Source organism: Clostridium sp. JNZ J1-5 (assembly GCF_053901425.1).
On the sequence record NZ_CM132773.1, the window covers coordinates 1,871,666 to 1,893,265 of the forward strand.

Genomic DNA, 21,600 nt, shown 5'->3' on the forward strand with positions numbered 1-21,600 from the left:
AATTACACCCCCCTCATAAGCTTCATATAGGCATCTTCAATGGAAGGTTTAACAGCTTCTGCATTTTCAAAGGGTTTATTCTCTGAAATTAATCTTAGTTTGATTAAATTTCCTTCTGAAACTGTTGATATTATTGGATATTTATTTCTTACTTCATCAAGCTCATCCCTATTAATATTTGATGTCCAAACATACCCTTCTGCATTTTCTAACAATTCCCTAACCTTACCTTTATACAATAACTTGCCTTCGTTTAAAATAGCTAAATTTTCACAAGTAAATTCAACATCTTCTACTATATGAGTTGATAAAATAACAATTCTTTCCTCTGAAAAATCCCTTAAAAGATTTCTAAATCTTATTCTTTCCTCTGGATCCAAGCCTGCAGTTGGCTCATCTACTATTATAATTTTAGGACTATGAAGTATAGCCTGTGCAATACCAAGTCTTCTTTTCATTCCTCCGGATAGAGCTTTAACCTTAGTATTCATATAGTTTTGAAGATTAACCTTTTCAAGTAAATATTCTATTCTCTCTTTCCTAAATTTCTTGTTTTTCATACCTGACAAAAGTGCTAGATAATCTAATGCTTCATACACAGACATAGTGGGATAAATAGAAAAATCCTGAGGAAGATATCCTACTATTTTTCTTATTTCCTTTTGATTATCTATATCTAAATTACCAATCTTTATACTTCCTTCCGTTTTAGGTATCAATGTAGTCAATATCCTCATTAGAGTTGTTTTTCCCGCTCCATTAGGTCCTAGAAGTCCAAACATACCCTCTTCAATATTTAAATTAATTCCCTTAAGTACATCTTTATTTCCATAAGATTTTTTTAAATTGTCTATTATAATATTCATGATATAAACCGCTCCTCCCTATATTCATAGAAACATGCCAATGCAAGTATAGTTATAGATATAATCCATACAGCTTGAAAATCAAATTTTGTAATTTTCATTATAAAAATACCTAATGCAGCCATTAGTATTGAAGCTATAATAATCTTTATTCTTCTCGTTCTTATCTTTCTGCAGTTTTCCTTAACAAGTTCTTCTTCATCTCTTAAATATTCCAAATATCTTGTCTTTGCCCAAACCCCTTGTAAGAAATCTTCATCATTCTTTGATATATACTTCAATACTATCCCTCCTCTTTAAGTAGCCCTTTTAATTTTTGCCTTGCCCTATATATTAAAACCTTCGTCTGAATTAAGTTTTTTCCCATGATCTTAGCTGCATCCTTATAACTAAACTCCTGAAAATCTATTAGATAGATAATTGTTTTATAATCATCTTTTAGTATATTAATTTTTTCTTTAATAACTTTTCTCTGTTCCTTTTGTAATATAATATTTTCAACTTCCTGCGGGGCAGTATTCTCAGGAATTCTGTCTAAAGGTATATCATGATTTTTTCTTATATAATCAATGCTTTTATTTCTCAGTATTGTAAACAAGTATGTCTTAAATTTGTATTTTTCATTATACCCTCTTTTATAAACGTAAATATACGCAAAACTCTCCTGTGCAATATCTTCTGCTATATGGTAGTCATGTACAAAACTTTGACAAAAACTTATAGCACATTCTCTATATTTAATAACAAGCTCCTCAAAGCTCCTTTTATCTCCTCTTTTAAAGTTTTGCATTAACTTTAAGTCTTCCTGCATCTTCTCCCCCCTTGCCAATACCTGAAGTTCCTTAAGCTATGGCCATAACCTTCATATGCTTCCTTGGTTTTCTGAACAGAATATTAAATTTAAATGTATACACTACTTATTCGAATATGCTTAATAAAAGTTACACCTATTCTCTAGAATTGTTTATTTTTATAAAAATAAATAATTTATAATTTCATATTAATACAAACAGTATTGGAAAAACATCTTTGTTAAACGTATTATTTGAATAATTAAGCTTCAATTATAAGGTTCATTAAGTTTACCGTTTGGAAAAAGCATCATAAAATGGTACAATCTCATCTATAAAAGAACTGTTATAAAAATATGATAGTTCTCATGAGAGATGATAGAAAAAGGAGAATTTAAAATGTGTGAAAAAGCATTAGATCATTTTATTACTTTAAAAGAATATATATCTGAAAAGGAATATAAAGAAATAATTCACCTTGAGAAACTTTGTAATTTAAAGGACAAAACTAACCTAAAGTTAGAATTAGACTATAAGCTAAATATCTGTAAAAATTCTGATAAAGGATTAAAAAACATCAATGAACTTCTCTATTATGTAGATAATGTTTTAGTTGCATACCTTGGTATCTCAAGCTTTGGAGGTAATATAGGTGAAATTAATGGTATGACTCATCCTGATTGGAGAAGGAAAGGATTATTTAAGAAGCTTTTTGAACTTGCTGTGGATGCATGTAAAAATGAAAGATTTAATAAGCTATTATTATTGTCAGATGGTAAATCTAACTCTGGAATTGAATTTATAAAAGCTATGGGAGGAGAATACGACTTTTCAGAGTATAGAATGGAACTGCTTAATACAACTTTCTCAGAGGATGTAAGTTCTATTAATCTAAGAAAAGCAGATAAGTCTGATGCCAAAGAAATAGCGAGGCAAGATGCAATATTCTTTAACGCTACAGAAGAAAGTGAGAGTTTTCCTGTGGAATATGAACTTCCAAATCAAGTCTCATATGTGATTGAACTCAATGAGAAAATTATCGGAAAAATTAAAGTTGAATATATTGATAATTTAGCTTTTATATTCGGATTCGGAATATTACCTGATTTTAGAGGTAATGGCTATGGTAAAGCAGCTCTAAAGAGAGTTATAAATTTAATAAATAAAAAAGGCATATACAATATAGAATTAGATGTGGAATGTAAAAACAATACTGCACTAACTTTATATAGAGCTTGTGGTTTTGAAGGAAAGTCTGTAATGAATTATTATAAGTACAGTATTGCATTTTAACTCAAACATAGTGAAATTTATAAGTAAGTTGTTGTGAAGCATTAGGAAAAGATTTTGATACTTTTAAGCATTTTCAGCTTTCATATTTCCCCTTAGTCCTTTCCTATAAAAAATCATCATAAGTACTGCCGCTATAAGCGCCATAATTGCTCCATAATAAAATGGTGCTCTGTTATTAACATTATCATAAAGCAGTCCTGCAATGACACTGGCTGGAAGAAGAGTCATTCCTATAAGGCAATTATAGATTCCAAGACCTGTACCCCTTTTATTTTTATCAATCAAATCTGAAACTAGTGCTTTCTGTATACCATCAGTAGTAGCACTATAGAGACCATAAAGGGCAAATAATAATATTACTGAAACCTGGCTATTTGTCCTTCCAAATCCAAAATATATTAAAGAATATAGTAAATACCCGAATATAATGAGCTTTTCTCTGCCTATCTTATCTGATAATGTTCCTGCAGGTACTGCAAAAATTACCGATACAGAGTTAAATATAAGATACATTATTGGAATAAATGTATCACTTATTCCTACATCAGTTGCCTTAATTAATAATAATGCATCTGTTGAATTACCTAGAGTGAATATAAATATTATTACAAGAAAAAAATAGTATTTATTTGAAAAATCTTTAAATTTTATTTTGCCTAACAGTTCACTTTTATCTCTTTTAGCTTCCTGTACGAAATAAATAATAGATGCTAATCCTAGTAAAGCAGGTATTGCAGCTACTAAAAATACTCTTCTATAATCTCCCGGGAAAAGTGTCAAAATTCCAAATGCTAACAATGGTCCTACTATAGCTCCACTGTTATCCATAGCTTTGTGAAAGCCAAAGCTCTTACCCTTTGTCTCCTCTGTGGATGAAGCTACCACTAAACTATCTCTTGGAGCTGTCCTAACCCCTTTTCCAACCCTTTCTGTAAACCTAATAATCAATACCTGAAGTGGCGAAGTAACAAATGCAAATAAGGGGGAAAGAATAGCTGTAAATGCATACCCTATTATCATGAAAGGCTTATTCTTACCAATCTTATCGCTCCACCAGCCTGATAATGCTTTTAGTGTAGATGCAGTGCTCTCTGCAATTCCCTCTATTAGAGAAAGCTCCGTCTTTGTTGCTCCTAATGTCATTAGAAATAATGGCATGATTGCATATATCATCTTGGTAGTGGTGTCCGTTAAAAAGCTGGTAATTCCCACAAAGAAAATATTTGAATCAAATCCTAAAATACTTTTAGCTTGTTTTTCACTTTCAACCACTTTATTTTCCTCCCTTATAACTCTATATTGTAATATGTAAATTTACTCTATTTTCAAATAAGTAATCTACTCTTTAATAAGTTCCATAAACTTCTGTGCTGCTGTAGATATAGGAATATCCTTCTTTGTTGCTATTCCTAAAACTCTTTCAGGAATTTTTTCTTTAACGGGAATTTCGTATAAGTGCTTTTGCTCTAATTCCTTTTGAACATAATCTTTTATAACACAGGAAACTCCCAATCCCCTTTTAGCAAATTCAATTAATAGCTCCATATTGCTTAACTCTATTTGCGGTAATACTGTTACTCCATTGGAACTAAAATAGTTATCTATATAATCTCTAGTATTCCCACCCTTTTCTAGAAGAATAATAGGGTAATTATTCACTAACTTCTTCAATGATATCTGTTTTTCGCAAATATACTTGTATTTTTCACCTACTACAAAACAATCTTGGATTTTAAATGTTTTAATAATATTAAGAGAGTCAATGTTCTCTATATTCATATTTAAAATTCCTATGTCTACTTCACCTGACTCTAATGCTTGAACTATTTCATAAGTTGATTGATCCTTAACATATATTTTTATATTCGGAAATGCTAAATTATATGTTTCTAAATATTTTATAAGATAATACTTGCATACTGTACTACACACCGCTATTCTTATCTGACCTAAATCAACATTTTTTAGTTCTAAAAATTTTCTTTCTGCTGTCTGCATAAGCCCGTAACCTTGCTCTATATATTTGAATAATACCTCTCCCTCTAAGGTAAGTGAAACTCCTCTTGGAGTCCTATAAAATAACTCTCCACCCAATTTTCTCTCTAATAATTTTATAGATTGACTAACTGCTGGTTGTGATGTAAAAAGTTCCTTTGCCGCTTTAGATATGCTTCCCAATTTAGCAGTAATATAAAAAATTTTGTAAAGTTCAAGATTAATCCTCATATAAAAATTTAATATACCTCCTATATTAAATATTAATTTTACTTATATCACTATATTGATTATAATTGCTTTATAAAAGTTAATCAATAACTAAAAGTATTGGAGGTTATAGCGTGCTGTATATATATTATTTACTATCATTAGTATCTGGATTTGCCTTAACCTTGCAGGTTGGTATAAACGGAGAACTTCGTTCAAAAATAGGAAATCCTATACTTTCATCCCTTATTAGCTTTGCTGTAGGAACTCTAGGACTTGCAATAGTATTTTTTTCTGCAGTATTAAATGGTTCTATTTCTCTGCCAACTGATAATCATATAAAAAGTACAAGCTGGTGGATGTTCCTAGGAGGATTATTAGGAGCTTTTTATATATTCACTACTATATTTTCCTCTCCTAAAATTGGATTCGCAAATATGTTCAGTCTTGTAATATGTGGTCAGATAATTCTTGCTGTTATATTTGACCATTTTGGACTTCTAGGCAATCAAGTTCATTTACTAACCCCAGTAAGAGCTCTAGGGATTATTTTATTAATCTCAGGTGTTTATATTATTCAAACTCATTAATGAAAACTTTATATTTAATCTATAAAATATATTTTTACAGGAGGTAATACTAATGAAAAGAATCTGTGTTTATTCTGGATCTAACCTAGGCTTACGTCAAGAATATAAGGAAAATGCTAAACTGCTTGGTAAAATATTAGCTGAAAACAAAATTGAGTTAGTATATGGTGGTTCGAAAATAGGTCTTATGGGTGAAATATCAAATGAAGTTTTAAAAAATAACGGAAAAGTTATTGGCGTTATGCCTAAAGGACTTTTCTCAGGTGAAATGGTTCATGAAAATTTGACCAAACTTATCCAAGTAGAAAATATGCACGAAAGAAAGCAAACTATGGCTGAACTTTCTGATGGCTTCATAGCACTTCCTGGAGGATTAGGCACTTTTGAGGAACTATTTGAAGCATTAAGTTGGGCTCAGCTTGGCATTCATAGAAAGCCTATTGGTATATTGAATATATCTAATTTTTTCACTCCTCTTTTACATATGATTGAAAATGCTTGTAATGAAGGCTTTATGCATGAATCAAATATTAAACTTATTTCAATTTCAGACAATTCTTTAGAATTAGTTGAAAAGATAAAAAACTATGTGCCCCCTGTAATGGAAAATAAATGGCGTGAATTGTCTGAGGGATAATTTATTTGCTAAAATGTTTCTCCACTTCAAATAAATCAATATTTTAAATAAGCAGATTCTATGTTATAATATTCTGTAATTTTTTCATAAAAACTTAAGACAATAGCTGAAAGGATGATTACTAAATGAATCTCAATACTCTTTTGAAAGTTGGAGAAACTTTCGTTAATGAATATATAGTAAAACCAGAAAATACAGCAGACTCTATTGGAAATAAAGGTGTTATTGTATTATCTACACCTAGCATGATTGGATTTATGGAAGATACAGCTACACGTGTAGTAATTGATAATATCCCTGAAAATTATAGACCTGTCGGAACTAAAATTGATGTTGAACACATAAACTCAACACCTATTAACATGAAAGTTACCATAAAAGCAACCTTAATAGCAATTGAAGGCAAAAAACTTCGTTATAATGTAGAAGCTTTCAATGAAAAATGTAAAATAGGTTTTGGAACATATGAACAACATGTAATTAGCTTAGGAAATTTTTTAAATAAAAATTAAGATTGTACTACTTATAAAAAAGGTCTACAGTATGGCTGTTATGGTACTATTCACTATAACAGCTATACTGTGGACCTTTTTAACACATCTATATACAGTAAATTATTCCAAATATTAAACATTTACAAATAAAAAAGAAGAGAATATAATTATTTTATGTTTTAAATGAACAATAGTTCATAATAAGGAGTGATGTTGTGCCAAAGATAATAAAAGATGTTGAGAAAACTATTAGGAATTGTGCTGTAGAATTGTTTATTGAGCATAGCTATACTAACGTTGATATGAGAATGATATCTAAAAAATCTGGGGTAGCTGTTGGAACTCTATATAATTACTATAAAAATAAGAAAGAACTTTATCTAAGTATACTTAAGGAGAGCTGGCAAAATACATTTAATAAGCTTGATGCTATAAGTGGACTTGCTATTCCTTCTAGAGAGAAGCTTAGAAAATTCATAAGTACACTTTATGAAGATATTGAAGCAAGGAATGGTTTAGGTAAAGTTCTGATAAATACTTCAGTAGTTGAGCTAAAAGAAGATGAAGAGGTTAATAGCTTAAAAGACAGCTTAATTTTAAGAGTAGAAAGTTTCTTTGAGTGTGAAGATAAAGTAGAAACTCTTAGTAAATGCTCTAACATTAACACTAAATTAGCAGAATCATTATTAATAACCATATTAGCAATGCATGAATTACATCAAAAGGATAAAAAAGAAAACATCAATTTTTTAGTTGAATTTATAAGTTTATCTATGAAATAGAAGCAGCAAAGGAGATATATTTTTATGAACGTAATATTTTATTTATTAGCAATAGCTATTGGTATTATCACAGGCGGTATAACAAGTCTTATAGGTGCCAGCGGAGTTATGATTATAGTTCCTATTTTAACCATGCTCTTTAAAGTCAGCGTTCACGCAGCAATAGGCACAAGTCTTTTTGTAGATGTTATAGCTTCTTTAACGGTAGCTTATTCTTACTACAAAAATGGCAATATAGAGCTTAAATCAGGTATCTGGATAGCTTTAACTTCCATTATCGGAGCTCAATTAGGTGCATCACTTGCAAGTAAAATGGGAGAAGGCAACTTGTCCTCAAGTTTTGGAATAGTATTAATTATTGCAGGTTTTTCAATGATCCGTAAGAGTTACAAAGAGAAAAGTAATTCATCCGATAATTTAAGTAAATTTATTCATTTCGAAAAAGAATGGCAAAAAATAGTATCAGCTTTAATTATAGGATTAGGTATAGGAATATTAAGTGGAATATTTGGAGCTGGTGGTGGAGTTATGATACTTTTAGCTTTAATAGTATTAATGTCATTCCCACTTCATAAAGCTATAGGTACTTCTACTCTTATAATGGCTATAACAGCTCTTTCCTCTACTATAGGTTATGCTGCTAGAGGTAACATAGACTTATCATTAGGTAGTTTAATATCTGTTGGGGCAATTCTTGGCGGAATTCTAGGTTCTCGTTACGCTAATAAGGTTAATGAAAAGACATTACAAAAAATTGTAGGTATATGCTTCGCAGCTATGGGTATAGTTATGACTGCAGTAGAAATACTTAAATAAGCTGGCTACTTAAAGAAGTTAAATCTAATTGCAAACAAAATAATAAAAAGAGAATCTCTTTATTTAAGATTCTCTTTTCTGAATTTTTTTAGGTATTCTGCAGCTGATCGATTCATTTCCATAGAAAAATCACTCATATATTTACGTTTGCAGAAAGCCTTAATATTATCATTTATGTTTAAGTCAGGTAACTCTTTCTTGTTATTGCGAAGGGTATGCATTTCTATCTGTTCTTCATTCGTAAGCCTATGATATTTATTATCATGGACAATAAACTTCTGTTCAAATCGAACTGGCTTTTTCCTAGTAATCTGTTTTTCCGTAGGATACCCGTACACAACCATCGCAGCAGGCATCACATAATCAGGAAGTTCTAACAATTTTCTTACTACTTCGCAATTCTCAATGATATCTCCAATATAACAGGAGCCAATTCCAAAGGATTGTGCTGCCACAACTGTGTTTTGTGCAGCAATGATTGCATCTGCATTGGCAAGAAGGATATCTCCCTCTCCAGGCTTTCTAGGGTTACACCCTTCTAGAACGAAAGTATCATACCATCTCTGATAATCTGCAAGAAATACAAGTACCATAGGTGCTGTAGCAATAAAGGGCTGATTGTCGCAGGTAACAGACAATTTTTCCTTTAGAGCTTTATCACTGACTTCGATAATACTATATAGCATCATTGCTCCAGCGGTTGGTGCTTCCATGGCTGCATTTATAATTTCACTTTTTACCTCATCAGAAATCAGTTTATCTTCAAATTCTCTTGTTGATTTTCTGGATTTTATTTGATTAATCACTTCGTTCATTCGAATACCCCCTAATGTTATAGCACAGTGTAATATTCTCCACAAATTTAATTATAATACTCTTCAACACTTTTTGCTCAAAAAAATCGCATTTACTTATGGTACTGTTCTTCGTAACCACTAAAAATAATGTTTTTCATTTTATTCTTGTTTATATACCCTACATAATTATGGCATAATTCTAAGGTAGAAATTAAGGCTTCGGTAGTGAATGGCTACGGGAGCCTTGAGTTTACTCAATTACAGCCGGGATAATACATTCATTAATCAGTGTCCACCTATCACAAGCATTCATGATGAATTCTGATGCAATTGCTACCACTAAGTCTTTTTCTGGAATGCAACAAATGACATTACCGCCATCGCCTAGTGCTAAGTATGCAGAAACTTCACCTTCTTCACGCAACCACCATAGATAACCATATTGTACTGTAGAATTATTAATCAATGTTTTGGAATGAGGAGCTGTAGATTCATCAATCCATGCCTCTGGAATAATCGTACTATTGTCCCAAATGCCGCGATTTAGATATAAAAAGCCAAAACGTGCCATATCACGAGGAGTAAGTGTAAGTCCCCATCCTCCTGTGGAATTACCATTAGGATCGCTAGCCCATCCCTTTACATTCTTTCCAAATAAGTCATCAAACCCAAATGATTTCATCTTATAATTCAGTATTTCACTCATGCCAATATGCCTAAATAAGTGCTCGTTAGCAAACTCGCTGGCAGTTTTTCCTGTACTGCGAGTTATGATGGTTGAAAGTAGGTGTGCCCCTGCGGTAGAATATTTAAAGATTCCAACCTTTCCTTTTTGACCCAACATATCAAGAATATACTTTATCCAATCAGATTGCATACACATCTTGTCCAGCGGTTCCTGCCAGTCTTCAAATGAATAGGGGGCCGTCATAGTAAGAAGATGTCCTATGGTGATTTCTCGTTTCTGCAAATCATTAGTATTGGAAGCATACTCTGGAAAAAAGTCTAACACTTTCTGGTCTACATTTTTAATATATCCAGCATCTATGGCAATGCCAATGAGGGCAGATATTATGCTTTTCGTTACGGATGCTACATGATGTGTATTATCAGGACCGTAGCCATTAAAATATCTTTCATAAGCGATATATCCATTTCTTACAACAACGATACCGTTTATATTGCTGTACTGAGATTTTATTACAGTTTCAAGCTTTGAAAGCTTTTCAGAATCCATCTTCAAAGTTGCTGGAGCTTCCGTTTGCCATTCTCTAGTTGGCCAATAGTTTCTTTGCATGATAAACACCTCCTAAAATACGTTTTTGTTTAGCCATCGTTAAGAAATATGTAATATCTCATCATTACTTTTTCTTTATAGGAAAATATACTTCAGTAACATTCTCCTCTGGAACGCTGATTTCATATGGATTAGTTAAATATATTTCATATGGTGATTTCACCAATTCGTATCCTTCATTTTCTACCCATTCTCTTAGTTTAGCAAATACCGATGTTAATTCTGAATATGAACCCTTTAAAACAGACTTGGCACAAAGTCCTCCAGCCAAATCTTTCGTTCCCTTTACAACCTCTTCTATTGGAATTGCAAACTCTGTATCATTGCCAGCAGGATTATATTCAGGGCTGTGATAAATAGTCATTGGTTTACCAACCATAGTAAGTTTTTCAGTGGCAATCTTTTCATACAGTCTGCTAAAATACTTTCCATATCCTGTAGCATAGTCATCACTACTCATAAGTTTTCGCATATAAAGGATATTTTGGGGCTGGGTTTCAATAAGTTGTACTTCTATATTGTCAAGGTAGGACATAATTGGGATACCTCTTTCTAAATTTAAAATATCATTACTAATTTGCTTTAGAGTATATTCAAAATCATTTAGTTTTTCCTGTATTTCCTTCCTCTTTCGGTTAAAAGCAGAACGAAGTTTTTCTTCTGCTTGCTCTTCCTCCAATTCTAGAATGGCTTTGATTTCTTCTAAAGAAAAATTGTAAGATTTCAAACGGTTAATAAAAATCATCTTTTTTAACTGCCTTATAGAATAATACCTATAACCGGTTTTAGGCTTAATCTCATCAGGATTAATTAATCCAATTTCTTCGTAATATCTCAGTGTTTTTGTAGATACTTTACACATCTTAGAGAATTCTCCAATGGGTAACAAGAGATCAACTCCACTCTTCATATTTTTATCTGATGACTACCATTCGTAATACTCCCACTTCTAAAGTGGGAGTATTACGGCTGCTACGTCCCTAGATAAGGGCTTCTAAGCTTCAGTTGGAGAAAAAAACTCCACCTAAAGCCAAGAATCCTCTTTATACTAGCTGACTACTTTAAATATAGGTACCTTGTTTTCTCTTACTATACACCTTCCCCTAAGGACAAAGTCAACTGCAAAAATATTAATCCTTCTTTAATTTTAAATAGGAATTTGGAGGGAAGTTAATAGGTAAGAGTGAAAAAGTAATAGTTAAGAGGGAATAATTAAGAAGTATAGTGAAAATTTACTGTAATTCGAGGTAAAAATGAAGAATAGCGAGTTAATTAAGCAGTCTGTAACCTTTTCTGTTTCTATTGTTAAATATTATAAATGGCTTGTTTATGATAAGAAAGAGTTTGTTATGTCAAAACAGATTCTTAGAAGCGGAACTAGTATTAGGGCTAATATACATGAAGCACAATATGCAGTAAGCAAAGCTGATTTTATCAACAAAATACACATTTCTATAAAGGAAGCTTCTGAAACAGAATACTGGTTAGTTGTACTAGGTCAAACAGGGTACTTATCTAAAGAATATGATAACTTAAAAATCAAATGTACTTTCCTTAAAAAGATATTGATATCAACATTAAATACTCTCAAGAAATGTAATAGTTAAAGTTATAACTATTACATTTCTTATCCTTATCTCTTACTTTTTACTTCTTACTTCTTCACAAATTAATATTTACCTTATACTTAAAAGTTTGATTATCATTTATTTTAGCTCTTCCAGCAATAACATATTTTGGAATTACCTGCTACTAAACTTATTATATTTTATTACTTATGATACGGTATTTTTACGTACAAAAATAGCCTTAAGCATGTTATTTCAATACCTAAGGCTATAAACCTCATTATTTATAAAAATTTGAAATTAATCAATCAAAAAATTTAGAAACTCTAATTATTTCTTCAGTAGGAGTCAGTGTCGCTTCGGCAATACTCTTGTTACTGTTGGCTAAGTATTGCTTAATCAAGTGGTAACCAATAGTATAACCTGCATTCGCTGATAAACCAACTGGACTGTACCCTTGTTTCTTAGCAACCTCATCACCAAACATATAAGCTGATACTTCTCCAAAACCTTTAGTCTTTCGTCCTTCTTTTATCACTTCGATTGAATACTCCATCTCTTCTTCATCAAAATCTTCAATCCAAGGTCCTATCAATTCTTTCCCATACATTTCTTCAGCAAAACATTCGGCTAAACCTTCCAATACTAAATATTCTTCTACAGTCACGTCACCATGATTAAATGGTTCAAATGTAAAACGGACATTATGATTAAACTCGTGAGCTAAAGCGGATTTTAATCGTTTCTTATTAAAGTCATTAGGAACAACCATTAGCATAATATATCCCGGTATTCCACCAAAACCTGAATATCCTTTATTTACTTCCATTTCCTCACTATCTTCATCCCCTAAAAGAATATTTATGTCGATTTCCTCTAGTGGAATAGAATAACCTATCTTTTCAAATTCATCAATTCCTTTTGAGATCACTTCCTGATATTCTTCGAAAATTCTAGATTCTATAAGTTCTGACAAGTTATCTTTAACTTGTTGAATAGATTTTCTTGGAGTCCAAATTCCTAACATCTCTGACGCCATAACAACATCGTATCCGTTAGGTTCCGTTGCTTTTAACGGTACATTTAGATAATCCCACATTGTTTTCATTGGTTGCATCAATTCATATCGGAATGAATTCTCATTAACATTTCCTAATAAACACTTATCATAGAAATCTAAGCTATTGATTAAGTTGATTCTTACTTTGTCCACATTATCTCCTCCTTATCTAATAGCTTAATACTTTACGCAACGTCAATGTCAAGCTTTTTTAATGCTTTTATTTATATATAAATTCAATGTACTTAGTCCAATATTTTTATAATTTATTATTACTTATGATACAGTATTTTTACGTACAAAAATAGCCTTAAAATTCTTTTAGCTACTTTGCCATTGCCCTCAATTTCAAGGTGGTTTGTTCTTAATAACACTATTAACATTAATAGTGTTACTTATAGAAAAAATCTCAAAAAAAGTAGCCCCGTGTGCAAATGGATAGCTACTATTTTTAAGTATTAAATTTAATAGTGATACCAGTTGCCTAAACAACTAGAATTGTATACTATAGGGTGTTGACGCACCCTATTTTTATTTTCTGCATTTCTTATTTATATTATATCAACGCTCTTTGAAAAACTATAATACTCCTGACTCTAATATAGAAAATTTATTATTATTGCAATCAATCTCAGCTAATGCTCCATATGGAATTACCATCATCGGTGCTGTATGACCAAAATTCATATTATACATTATTGGTAAATCGTTTAGATTTAATTCATCTCTAATAACTTTAATAATTACTTGTTTATATTCTTCATAATATTTATTATCATATGGTTTACCAAAGATTATTCCATTTACCTTTTCTAAAACACCTTGTGCGCCATAATTTCTAAGCCAATACTCAAAATATATAGGATTCGGTGTATCCTCTGAGGTTTCTAAGAACAGTATTGAATCATTCCACACATTTTCTTCTGGCCAAATTTTTGTGCCTTTAATCATTTCTAAAACTTCAACACATCCACCAATTAATTTACCAGTTACTTTTCCATTCCCTTGTAAAAGTTCTACTCCCTCATATGCTTTAGTGTTTCTACTTATATTTTTATTACTTTCATCCCATTGTAAATACTCACTAGTCCATATATCTGATGAATATATTTCTCCTATTTTTTCACTATTAAATAGAACTTTATTAATCCAATGTTTTGTATAGTCAAACATAGTAACATTTTCAGCAAACTCTGATAAAATTGCAGGTCCGTAAAAACTAGATAACCCTGCTTTTAAACATATCATATGTGCTACTGTTGTATCTGAATATCCAATAAATACTTTTGGATTTTCTTTAATAACATCAAAATCTATAAAAGGAAGCATTCTTATACTCTCATAGCCCCCAATACATGAAAATATTCCTTTAATTGAATTATCTCTAAAAGCATTCATAAAATCTTCTGCTCTTTTTTCAGGATAATTATATAAGTATTCACTTCCTTTTAATGTATTTTCCATTTCAATAACTTCAAGTCCAAACTCTTCTTGCAATCTTTTTTTTCCTTGATTATATCTCCATAGTATTTCTTTATCTCCAGCACCGCCCCAAGATAAACTTACTGTTGCTATTTTATCTCCCCTTTTAAGATGAGATGCTTTTATCAAGTTTAACATACTTTCGCCCCCTTTTATCAAACATTGTACCATAAATTAACACTATTTATGATAGTCGAGTAGGGAAAGCCCTCACGAACTTTCCCCACAATGATGAGTGAATCCTAGAAAATCAGATGTCTCTGCTCTTTTGTATCCCAACTTCTTTCTGTTTTCTTCTGCGAATTTTCAAAACAATATTAACTTAGATTTGCTCTTTTCTTATTTCTTCTATATTGCTATATCAAAGTTTATCGTAGGTAGTCCAATTTTTCTCAATACAAAAATAGACGGAGCATTCTCTATGGACACTTCGCTTTGATTAGTTATATACTCTACTAAGTTATCATTAATTTTTAGCTTTATTGATTTAACTATTTCTTTTGATACTTTTTCCAATTTCAATACCTAAAAACATTCCTATTGGTGTACATATAAGTGCATTCATTATATAATAACCAGAAATTGCACCAATTACAAAACCAAGTATCATACCTTCAGACATATAAGTTTCCTTATGGTTTTTCTTCATCACTTTTATTATGGTAACAATACTCGTACACACCACTATAACTGTAAATATTATTTGTATTATGTGTTTCATTTCTATATATACCTCATTAACTCAAATTTCTAAATCAGTTTAACAATTCGATATACTGAATTTAGCTGAATAAAAAATACATTCCTATAGTGACAACTAGTGTAACCAATCCTGCACAAATTACTGACAACATGTTTTGATATGGGCGCTTTCCTGACTCACAGCTCTTTTCAATTTGATTAAGTTTTTTTCCCTCGGTAAAAGCTATGATTTCTCTGTATGTTTGAATGTCATGTGTTTTCTTTTGCTTTTCAAGGCATATTGCATAATACATTGTAATGCCAAATAGTACTAACCAGATTGCAATTCCAATAAAATTTAAATAAAGAAATAGCGGAACGACCAACACTACTGTAGTTATAAGTAGTAAAGTAAAAATCTTGCCGTCATGATTAAATTTTTTGATATCCTCTGCTTTAATTTCTTCTTTCATTTCCTCCAAATCTCCTTTGACTAGGATGTCAAGAGAAACATCAAAGAGAGTGCTTAATAGTACAAGACTGTTTATGTCAGGATAGTTCTTACCGTTTTCCCAGTTTGAAATCGTCTGTCGTGTTACAAATATTTTTTCAGCCAAATCCTCCTGCGATAATTTCGAATCGAGTCTATATTTCTTTATTTGTTTGCTAATGTCCACTTTGATATTCCTCCTGCTTACATTCTATCCTGCGGAGCGTAGTCGTGCTATCAAATCTATTTTACATCACTACTTTTTAATATGTAAAACAGATTTTGCATGCCATTTTATTGCACTATAAGTGTGTATTAAACAAATTCTAATTTGGAGGGAAGTTAATAGGTAAGAGTGAAAAAGTAAAAGTTAAGGATAAAACTCATGGAGTTTTTTATAATTAATTTGTGAATAAATAGTAGGTAAGAGGTAATAGCTAAGAAGTATAAGTAAAAATTTACTGTGATTCGAGGTAAACAATAAGGAAGCTTCTGAAACAGAATACTGGTTAATTGTACTAGATCAAACAGGGTATTTAACTAAAGAATATGCTAACTTAAAAATCAAATGTACTTCTCTTAAAAAGATGTTGATATCAACATTAAATACTCTCAAGAAATGTAATAGTTAAAGTTATAACTATTACATTTTTTATCCTTACTTCTTATTTCTTACTTCTTACCTATTACTTTTTACCTTTTACTCCTTACTTCTTACCTATTACTTATGGTACGGTTCTCCATTAATAATCCTATAGGCTCTATAAACTTGCTCTAACAATATAACCCTCATTAACTGATGTGGAAATGTCATTTTAGAAAAGGATATCTTATAATCTGCTCTGTTTAAAACCTCTTTTGATAGACCTAGAGAACCTCCTATTACCAGGGCAATATTACTATTTCCTCTTACCCCTAAATCATCTACAAAATTAGCTAATTCTTCTGAGGATAGCATTTTACCATCTATAGCTAGAGCTATAACATACATGTTATCTTTTATATGTTTTAATATGTTACTTCCTTCTTTTTCTTTTATAAGTAACTCTTCTTTCTCTGATGCATTATCTGGAGTTTTTTCATCATTTAGCTCTATTATGTCCAGTTTACAATATCTGCTTAATCTTTTACTATACTCATCAATAGCCGACTTTAAATATTTTTCTTTTAGCTTTCCTACACAAATAACTGCTATGTTCATTATTTCTCCATTCTTTTAATCTTATTTATTCTTTCAATAGTTTCATATCTTGCTTTTGTTATTAATTCTTCTTTATTATTTCCATCTTCAGGATACTTAACAAATACACATTCCAAATAGTATTCCTCAAGTACTTTACTTTTTTGTTTTAAACTTAAAAACGTTTCATTAACCTTTTCACAGATAAGTTTTTTATTATCTTCATTTATATCTTTAATAGTTCCTATAAAACTTTGAGGTCCATATTTAATTAGTAAATTAGATTCCTTCAAAGTTTCTTTTAGCTGAAGATATATAATATTGGATAAAGTATTATACTCCTTTGTTAACTCTGATGTAAACTTTTCTACTAGCTTAAAGAAAGTTATCATGATAATTGAAAGTTCCTTATCCTTATCCAATTCTTCAGATAAAAATTCTTCTAATTCTACTTGAGCTTCTTTTTCTTTAGATTCTAATTTCTTATTATCCCCTTTATTCTTACCCTTTTCCATATCTCCAACTATTCTCTTTAATAACAGCTTTTCATCAAAAGGCTTTAGTATATAGTCAATAGCTCCTGCTCTTATACCTTTAGCAAATTCTTTTCTTCTATTTTCTGTAGTAAGTATTAGAATAGGTATATCCACACCTTTCCCCTTTAACCTTTTTATAATTTCAATTCCACTTTCACTACCTAAGTTAATTTCAACTATTATTAACTCAACATTATAATTTACTTCAGCTAATATATTAAAAAACTGTAGAGAGTTTATAGCTTCATATACATTAATATCATATTCAGCAACTATTTCCTTGACTCTAGTTCTTATATAAGCTTTGTTATCTAATATTATTATATTTTTCATTACAACAACTCCTTAATATATTAGTCATATATTATTATTCTTCGTCTATGCTTAAAATTTCTGAAATTATTTGTACCTGAAAAGATAATAAATGGACTATGTTTTAAGAGATTGTTGATTTCATATAATATAGAAAGTTTTAGATAAATGTAAAAACCTTACAACAGTTGTAAGGTTTTCTATTGAACTAATATTATTCGTTTCTTCCGCAACATTTTTTATATTTCTTACCGCTTCCACATATACAAGGATCGTTTCTTCCAATTTTTTGTTCCTTAACTACTGTCTTAGAAGCTCTCCAAGCTTTAGTAATCTCTTTTCTCTTTTCTTCTGAGAATATCCCATCCCATTGCGGTAAGCTATATAAATAATCAGCTTTAGCATCCACCATATTAAAATATAACTTTTCAAAATCTATGTTTAATTCAACATCTGTATTCTCTTCTATGTTTTCTATATCAAATTGCTCTACTAAGCTGTCATTTATTCCATCTAAAAATCCCACAAAGAAATTTAGTTCAGTGTCAAATTGTTTAGCTAACTCTCCTACTTTTCCTTTAACTACTTGGTTATGATTTGCTAATAACTTTGTGTATATTTTTTTCTCCATTTCGCCATATTCTTTCCAAAAAGCGGTTTCTCCTTTGTGCTTTACATAATCTATGACCATATTTGTCCAATCTTTGTACAAGCTCATTATTCATTCTCCTTCTGTAAATTATCTTTAACTATAATCTCATAATATTATAATAAAAATTTACTTTTTTTTCAATTGCAATTTACTTTTTCATACCATTAATATCATCGTTATTAAAAGGCTTAGATATATTAAAATTGCCACCTAAGGCATCTACACTTTTATTGTCAATTAGAATTTTCACTTTATCAACAGATTTTAGCTCTGTTAAAGATAAAGCTATACTTCTTAGACAAGCTTCTTCTCTTATAGCAGTCATCTTATATTTTACGTTAGAACTTAAATTTATATAAGCAATTCTATCTTTGATTGAAAAGCTTAATAGCTTTGTTTCTTTTGGGAACACAGGTTTTAACTGACTTCCTACTGAAGGCCCTTTAATTAGCTCCTGCATTATGATTTCCCCTATAAGTTCTTCTTTTTTAATTAATCTCTCTTCTTTTACAACATTTGCTTTCTTTTCATCAGCAGATCCATCAAAATACAATTTTAAGTTAAGCCAGCTATCATCATCAGAATTGGATACTTTTAAGTTTTTGATTTTTTCACTATTGTTTACAATTGGTGCCTCATCTTTATTACATCCAACAAAAGCAGATAATGCTGATATAACCAGTACAGTTGACACTACTTTGTAAATTTTGTGCATCTTATATATCTCCCCTTAAAATTCAATATAATTACTTGGCATATCTCTTTTTGCCATAGTAATAAACACATCCTCGTTCACTTTTACCTCATTTTCCCTTAAAACACTTACAACAGTTTCATAGGCCAATTCTGGATAATTGTTTGTCTTACTTAAATGTCCCAATATAACCTTTTTACAATTATATTTTATCATGTTAACTATTGCTTTTCCACAATCATGGTTAGATAAATGTCCCACATCACTTAATATTCTCCTCTTTAAAGTATATGGATATGGTCCAAATTTTAGCATTTGTTCATCATGATTACTTTCCAGCAAAATAACATTTGAATTTTTTATTCCTTCTTCTACTTCTTTTGAAAAATATCCCAAGTCTGTAGCTATACTAACTTTATTTTTACCACAATGTATAGAATATCCCATTGGATCAGCAGCATCATGAGGTATTCTATAACTACATATACTCATATCTTTTATATTAATGCTATCTTTGTCTATTATTTTTATATTTTCTTCTTTAATCTTACCTATAGTCTTCTCCATACCCCTCCATGTAAGCTCATTTGCATAGATAGGTATATTGTATCTTCTAGACAAGACTCCTACTCCTTTAACGTGGTCAATGTGCTCATGTGTAATAAATATTCCGTCTATATCATTAGGATTCTTCCCAATGTCAGCCATAGCCTTTTCTATACTTTTTCCAGGCAATCCCGCATCTATTAAAACACTTCCATCTTTTGAGGCAACAAACACACTATTTCCACTACTCCCACTATATAAAGGACAAAATATCATTATCTACATTCTCCAATCCTAATCCTTAATTCTTAATCCTCTGTAACTCTTGTTATCTTAGCTCCTAATTTATTGAACTTCTCTTCTATAAAAGGATAACCTCTGTCAATATGCTCTATATTTGTTACCTCAGTTATTCCTTTTGCAACAAGTCCAGCTATTACCATAGCGGCACCCGCTCTTAAATCTGTTGCTTTTACTACAGCACCAGTTAGATTTTTTACTCCTTCAATGATAGCAAGGTTACCTTCTACAGTTACTTTAGCTCCCATTTTCTTTAATTCATCTACATGCTTGAATCTGCTTTCCCATATGCTTTCATTAACTATACTTCTTCCCTTAGCTATACTTAAAATAGCAGTCATTGGTTGTTGAACGTCTGTTGGAAATCCTGGATAAGGAAGAGTTTTTATATTAACTCCTCTCAAGTTTCCATTGCTTTCAACTGTTACGCTATCTCCATTTTCTATTACGTTAACACCCATTTCTACTAGCTTTGCAGTAATTGATTCTAAGTGCTTTGGTATAACATTATTTATGTTTACTCTTCCACCACAAGCTGCTGTAGCTATCATATATGTACCAGCCTCTATCTGATCAGGTATTACACTGTAATTACAACCACATAGATCTTTTACTCCATTTATTTTAATTACATCTGTTCCAGCACCTTTTATGTCTGCTCCCATAGTATTTAAGAAGTTAGCAACATCTACTACATGAGGTTCTTTTGCAGCATTTTCTAAAATAGTTTTCCCCTCTGCAAGAGTAGCAGCTAACATTACATTTATAGTTGCACCTACGCTAACTACGTCAAAATATATATTAGTACCAACTAATTTGTCAGCTTCAATAACTACTGCCCCATGTTCTATTCCAACTTTAGCTCCAAGTGCTTCAAAGCCCTTTATATGCTGATCAATAGGTCTTACCCCTATTGCACATCCTCCTGGCATTTCTACCCTAGCCCTCTTAAATCTTCCAAGAAGTGCTCCAATTAAATAATAAGAAGCTCTCATCTTTCTAACATCTTCTGTATTTGCATCGCTGCTATTTATACAAGTACTATCTATTGTCACTGTATTTTTATTTCTGCTTACTTTAGCTCCTAAACTGTCGATTATTCTTTCAATACATTCTGTATCACTAATTTGAGGTATATTATCAATTACACAAATTCCTTTACTCGCCATTATAGCAGCAGGTAAGATAGCTACTGCCGCATTCTTAGCACCACTAATTTCTATATCACCATTTAAAAGTTTGCCGCCATCAATAACCAGTTTATCCATATTAACTATCCATCCTTATTTATTAATTTTGTTATATTTATAATATCAATTCGCGTTTTATCTTCAAGTAGTATACTTATAAATATTTTTTATATTTATCACAAACTTTATTATAGCATAATCCTAATTATTTTTAATACCTATTTTTTATAATATTACATTATAAGATTGTTTATATTATGGTATAAAGTTCTTTATATTGTAATATTTTCAATATATACATTATTTAGGTGACGAATATTTATAACTTTAAAATGTACAAA

Annotated in this window: 26 protein-coding genes and 2 pseudogenes; 9 read left to right on the forward strand and 19 right to left on the reverse strand. The window is 30.7% G+C overall.

Features of this window, described 5'->3' with window-relative positions; genetic code table 11:
* Window positions 1–2: 2 nt before the first annotated feature.
* From ACWW38_RS09060 to ACWW38_RS09070, 3 genes are read right to left on the reverse strand one after another with little or no spacing between them, the layout of a single operon-like run.
* Complete coding sequence (locus ACWW38_RS09060; RefSeq protein ID WP_456257270.1) at window positions 3–866, reverse strand: ABC transporter ATP-binding protein; 864 nt, start codon at window positions 864–866, stop codon at window positions 3–5.
* The gene (locus ACWW38_RS09065) at window positions 863–1,147 is read right to left on the reverse strand and encodes a hypothetical protein (protein WP_456257271.1); all 285 of its coding nucleotides are present in this window, start codon (window positions 1,145–1,147) and stop codon (window positions 863–865) included. Before ACWW38_RS09065 ends, ACWW38_RS09060 begins: the two co-directional genes overlap by 4 nt.
* Window positions 1,148–1,149: 2 nt before the next feature.
* Window positions 1,150–1,677: an RNA polymerase sigma factor gene (locus ACWW38_RS09070; RefSeq protein WP_456257272.1), complete on the reverse strand. Its 528-nt coding sequence runs from the start codon at window positions 1,675–1,677 to the stop codon at window positions 1,150–1,152.
* A gap of 379 nt (window positions 1,678–2,056) precedes the next feature.
* Here ACWW38_RS09070 and ACWW38_RS09075 point away from each other — a divergent pair, with 379 nt between their 5' ends.
* Window positions 2,057–2,950 (forward strand): GNAT family N-acetyltransferase, encoded by an 894-nt coding sequence (locus tag ACWW38_RS09075; RefSeq protein ID WP_456257273.1) that lies wholly within the window; start codon window positions 2,057–2,059, stop codon window positions 2,948–2,950.
* Window positions 2,951–3,013: 63 nt separating this feature from the next.
* Here the strand turns inward: ACWW38_RS09075 and ACWW38_RS09080 are convergent, their stop codons facing one another.
* Window positions 3,014–4,222 carry an MFS transporter gene (locus tag ACWW38_RS09080; RefSeq protein WP_456257274.1) on the reverse strand — a complete coding sequence of 403 codons (1,209 nt, stop codon included), beginning with the start codon at window positions 4,220–4,222 and terminating at the stop codon, window positions 3,014–3,016.
* A gap of 66 nt (window positions 4,223–4,288) precedes the next feature.
* On the reverse strand, window positions 4,289–5,176 hold the full coding sequence (locus tag ACWW38_RS09085) for a LysR family transcriptional regulator (protein WP_456257275.1): 888 nt from the start codon (window positions 5,174–5,176) through the stop codon (window positions 4,289–4,291).
* Window positions 5,177–5,289: 113 nt separating this feature from the next.
* On the opposite strand from ACWW38_RS09085, the gene ACWW38_RS09090 reads away from it, so the two are divergent.
* The 5 genes from ACWW38_RS09090 to ACWW38_RS09110 all read left to right on the forward strand — a co-directional run bounded on the left by ACWW38_RS09090 (window position 5,290) and on the right by ACWW38_RS09110 (window position 8,474).
* Entirely contained in the window at window positions 5,290–5,745 is a 456-nt protein-coding gene (locus ACWW38_RS09090) for a DMT family transporter (protein ID WP_456257276.1), read from the forward strand.
* A gap of 52 nt (window positions 5,746–5,797) precedes the next feature.
* Window positions 5,798–6,382 (forward strand): LOG family protein, encoded by a 585-nt coding sequence (locus ACWW38_RS09095; RefSeq protein WP_456257277.1) that lies wholly within the window; start codon window positions 5,798–5,800, stop codon window positions 6,380–6,382.
* Window positions 6,383–6,507: 125 nt separating this feature from the next.
* Window positions 6,508–6,894: a thioesterase family protein gene (locus tag ACWW38_RS09100; protein ID WP_456257278.1), complete on the forward strand. Its 387-nt coding sequence runs from the start codon at window positions 6,508–6,510 to the stop codon at window positions 6,892–6,894.
* Window positions 6,895–7,091: 197 nt separating this feature from the next.
* Window positions 7,092–7,658, forward strand: coding sequence for a TetR/AcrR family transcriptional regulator (locus ACWW38_RS09105; RefSeq protein ID WP_456257279.1), 567 nt, complete (start codon window positions 7,092–7,094; stop codon window positions 7,656–7,658).
* A gap of 24 nt (window positions 7,659–7,682) precedes the next feature.
* On the forward strand, window positions 7,683–8,474 hold the full coding sequence (locus ACWW38_RS09110) for a sulfite exporter TauE/SafE family protein (RefSeq protein WP_456257280.1): 792 nt from the start codon (window positions 7,683–7,685) through the stop codon (window positions 8,472–8,474).
* Between the two features lie 59 nt (window positions 8,475–8,533).
* Here the strand turns inward: ACWW38_RS09110 and ACWW38_RS09115 are convergent, their stop codons facing one another.
* The 3 genes from ACWW38_RS09115 to ACWW38_RS09125 form a co-directional block, all read right to left on the reverse strand.
* The gene (locus tag ACWW38_RS09115; protein WP_456257281.1) at window positions 8,534–9,289 is read right to left on the reverse strand and encodes a nitroreductase family protein; all 756 of its coding nucleotides are present in this window, start codon (window positions 9,287–9,289) and stop codon (window positions 8,534–8,536) included.
* A gap of 232 nt (window positions 9,290–9,521) precedes the next feature.
* Window positions 9,522–10,568 carry a serine hydrolase domain-containing protein gene (locus tag ACWW38_RS09120; protein ID WP_456257282.1) on the reverse strand — a complete coding sequence of 349 codons (1,047 nt, stop codon included), beginning with the start codon at window positions 10,566–10,568 and terminating at the stop codon, window positions 9,522–9,524.
* 64 nt (window positions 10,569–10,632) lie between these two features.
* Window positions 10,633–11,478 (reverse strand): MerR family transcriptional regulator, encoded by an 846-nt coding sequence (locus ACWW38_RS09125; RefSeq protein ID WP_456257283.1) that lies wholly within the window; start codon window positions 11,476–11,478, stop codon window positions 10,633–10,635.
* Window positions 11,479–11,821: 343 nt separating this feature from the next.
* Between ACWW38_RS09125 and ACWW38_RS09130 the strand changes: the two genes are divergently transcribed.
* A complete protein-coding gene (locus ACWW38_RS09130; protein WP_456257284.1) occupies window positions 11,822–12,175 on the forward strand; it encodes a four helix bundle protein in 354 nt (117 codons plus the stop codon).
* A 265-nt stretch (window positions 12,176–12,440) separates the two neighbouring features.
* On the opposite strand, the gene ACWW38_RS09135 is transcribed toward ACWW38_RS09130, so the two are convergent.
* Entirely contained in the window at window positions 12,441–13,349 is a 909-nt protein-coding gene (locus ACWW38_RS09135) for a DUF2268 domain-containing protein (protein WP_456257285.1), read from the reverse strand.
* Window positions 13,350–13,551: 202 nt separating this feature from the next.
* Between ACWW38_RS09135 and ACWW38_RS09140 the strand changes: the two are divergent.
* A pseudogene (locus ACWW38_RS09140) lies at window positions 13,552–13,638 on the forward strand (hypothetical protein); the annotation flags it as partial.
* Window positions 13,639–13,775: 137 nt separating this feature from the next.
* Here the strand turns inward: ACWW38_RS09140 and ACWW38_RS09145 are convergent.
* The 4 genes from ACWW38_RS09145 to ACWW38_RS09160 form a co-directional block, all read right to left on the reverse strand.
* Window positions 13,776–14,816: a S66 family peptidase gene (locus ACWW38_RS09145; protein ID WP_456257286.1), complete on the reverse strand. Its 1,041-nt coding sequence runs from the start codon at window positions 14,814–14,816 to the stop codon at window positions 13,776–13,778.
* Window positions 14,817–15,026: 210 nt separating this feature from the next.
* Window positions 15,027–15,194, reverse strand: coding sequence for a hypothetical protein (locus ACWW38_RS09150; protein ID WP_456257287.1), 168 nt, complete (start codon window positions 15,192–15,194; stop codon window positions 15,027–15,029).
* Window positions 15,166–15,399, reverse strand: coding sequence for a hypothetical protein (locus ACWW38_RS09155; RefSeq protein ID WP_456257288.1), 234 nt, complete (start codon window positions 15,397–15,399; stop codon window positions 15,166–15,168). Before ACWW38_RS09155 ends, ACWW38_RS09150 begins: the two co-directional genes overlap by 29 nt.
* A 61-nt stretch (window positions 15,400–15,460) precedes the next feature.
* Window positions 15,461–16,036 (reverse strand): helix-turn-helix domain-containing protein, encoded by a 576-nt coding sequence (locus tag ACWW38_RS09160; protein ID WP_456257289.1) that lies wholly within the window; start codon window positions 16,034–16,036, stop codon window positions 15,461–15,463.
* A gap of 304 nt (window positions 16,037–16,340) precedes the next feature.
* On the opposite strand from ACWW38_RS09160, the pseudogene ACWW38_RS09165 reads away from it, so the two are divergent.
* Window positions 16,341–16,481: pseudogene (locus tag ACWW38_RS09165) on the forward strand (four helix bundle protein); the annotation flags it as partial.
* 89 nt (window positions 16,482–16,570) lie between these two features.
* On the opposite strand, the gene rlmH reads toward ACWW38_RS09165, so the two are convergent.
* The 6 genes from rlmH to ACWW38_RS09195 form a co-directional block, all read right to left on the reverse strand.
* On the reverse strand, window positions 16,571–17,050 hold the full coding sequence (gene rlmH / locus ACWW38_RS09170) for a 23S rRNA (pseudouridine(1915)-N(3))-methyltransferase RlmH (protein WP_456257290.1): 480 nt from the start codon (window positions 17,048–17,050) through the stop codon (window positions 16,571–16,573).
* Complete coding sequence (locus tag ACWW38_RS09175) at window positions 17,050–17,898, reverse strand: response regulator transcription factor (RefSeq protein ID WP_456257291.1); 849 nt, start codon at window positions 17,896–17,898, stop codon at window positions 17,050–17,052. The genes rlmH and ACWW38_RS09175 overlap by 1 nt, the downstream gene beginning before the upstream one ends.
* A 193-nt stretch (window positions 17,899–18,091) precedes the next feature.
* Window positions 18,092–18,595: an SEC-C metal-binding domain-containing protein gene (locus ACWW38_RS09180; protein WP_456257292.1), complete on the reverse strand. Its 504-nt coding sequence runs from the start codon at window positions 18,593–18,595 to the stop codon at window positions 18,092–18,094.
* A gap of 82 nt (window positions 18,596–18,677) precedes the next feature.
* Window positions 18,678–19,244 (reverse strand): GerMN domain-containing protein, encoded by a 567-nt coding sequence (locus ACWW38_RS09185; RefSeq protein ID WP_456257293.1) that lies wholly within the window; start codon window positions 19,242–19,244, stop codon window positions 18,678–18,680.
* A 15-nt stretch (window positions 19,245–19,259) separates the two neighbouring features.
* Complete coding sequence (locus ACWW38_RS09190) at window positions 19,260–20,045, reverse strand: MBL fold metallo-hydrolase (RefSeq protein ID WP_456257294.1); 786 nt, start codon at window positions 20,043–20,045, stop codon at window positions 19,260–19,262.
* A 32-nt stretch (window positions 20,046–20,077) separates the two neighbouring features.
* A complete protein-coding gene (locus tag ACWW38_RS09195) occupies window positions 20,078–21,337 on the reverse strand; it encodes a UDP-N-acetylglucosamine 1-carboxyvinyltransferase (protein ID WP_456257295.1) in 1,260 nt (419 codons plus the stop codon).
* Between the last annotated feature and the right edge of the window lie 263 nt (window positions 21,338–21,600).

What these genes read in the sequence shown, in the direction of transcription:
- ACWW38_RS09085 (WP_456257275.1), bottom strand. Translation starts at nt 5,176, where the DNA reads ATGAGGATTAATCTTGAACTTTACAAAATTTTTTATATTACTGCTAAA.
- ACWW38_RS09110 (WP_456257280.1), top strand. Translation starts at nt 7,683, where the DNA reads ATGAACGTAATATTTTATTTATTAGCAATAGCTATTGGTATTATCACA.
- ACWW38_RS09185 (WP_456257293.1), bottom strand. Translation starts at nt 19,244, where the DNA reads ATGCACAAAATTTACAAAGTAGTGTCAACTGTACTGGTTATATCAGCA.
- ACWW38_RS09070 (WP_456257272.1), bottom strand. Translation starts at nt 1,677, where the DNA reads ATGCAGGAAGACTTAAAGTTAATGCAAAACTTTAAAAGAGGAGATAAA.
- ACWW38_RS09075 (WP_456257273.1), top strand. Translation starts at nt 2,057, where the DNA reads ATGTGTGAAAAAGCATTAGATCATTTTATTACTTTAAAAGAATATATA.
- ACWW38_RS09130 (WP_456257284.1), top strand. Translation starts at nt 11,822, where the DNA reads ATGAAGAATAGCGAGTTAATTAAGCAGTCTGTAACCTTTTCTGTTTCT.
- ACWW38_RS09195 (WP_456257295.1), bottom strand. Translation starts at nt 21,337, where the DNA reads ATGGATAAACTGGTTATTGATGGCGGCAAACTTTTAAATGGTGATATA.
- rlmH (WP_456257290.1), bottom strand. Translation starts at nt 17,050, where the DNA reads ATGAACATAGCAGTTATTTGTGTAGGAAAGCTAAAAGAAAAATATTTA.
- ACWW38_RS09120 (WP_456257282.1), bottom strand. Translation starts at nt 10,568, where the DNA reads ATGCAAAGAAACTATTGGCCAACTAGAGAATGGCAAACGGAAGCTCCA.
- ACWW38_RS09180 (WP_456257292.1), bottom strand. Translation starts at nt 18,595, where the DNA reads ATGAGCTTGTACAAAGATTGGACAAATATGGTCATAGATTATGTAAAG.
- ACWW38_RS09060 (WP_456257270.1), bottom strand. Translation starts at nt 866, where the DNA reads ATGAATATTATAATAGACAATTTAAAAAAATCTTATGGAAATAAAGAT.
- ACWW38_RS09115 (WP_456257281.1), bottom strand. Translation starts at nt 9,289, where the DNA reads ATGAACGAAGTGATTAATCAAATAAAATCCAGAAAATCAACAAGAGAA.
- ACWW38_RS09175 (WP_456257291.1), bottom strand. Translation starts at nt 17,898, where the DNA reads ATGAAAAATATAATAATATTAGATAACAAAGCTTATATAAGAACTAGA.
- ACWW38_RS09145 (WP_456257286.1), bottom strand. Translation starts at nt 14,816, where the DNA reads ATGTTAAACTTGATAAAAGCATCTCATCTTAAAAGGGGAGATAAAATA.
- ACWW38_RS09190 (WP_456257294.1), bottom strand. Translation starts at nt 20,045, where the DNA reads ATGATATTTTGTCCTTTATATAGTGGGAGTAGTGGAAATAGTGTGTTT.
- ACWW38_RS09125 (WP_456257283.1), bottom strand. Translation starts at nt 11,478, where the DNA reads ATGAAGAGTGGAGTTGATCTCTTGTTACCCATTGGAGAATTCTCTAAG.
- ACWW38_RS09100 (WP_456257278.1), top strand. Translation starts at nt 6,508, where the DNA reads ATGAATCTCAATACTCTTTTGAAAGTTGGAGAAACTTTCGTTAATGAA.
- ACWW38_RS09095 (WP_456257277.1), top strand. Translation starts at nt 5,798, where the DNA reads ATGAAAAGAATCTGTGTTTATTCTGGATCTAACCTAGGCTTACGTCAA.
- ACWW38_RS09155 (WP_456257288.1), bottom strand. Translation starts at nt 15,399, where the DNA reads ATGAAACACATAATACAAATAATATTTACAGTTATAGTGGTGTGTACG.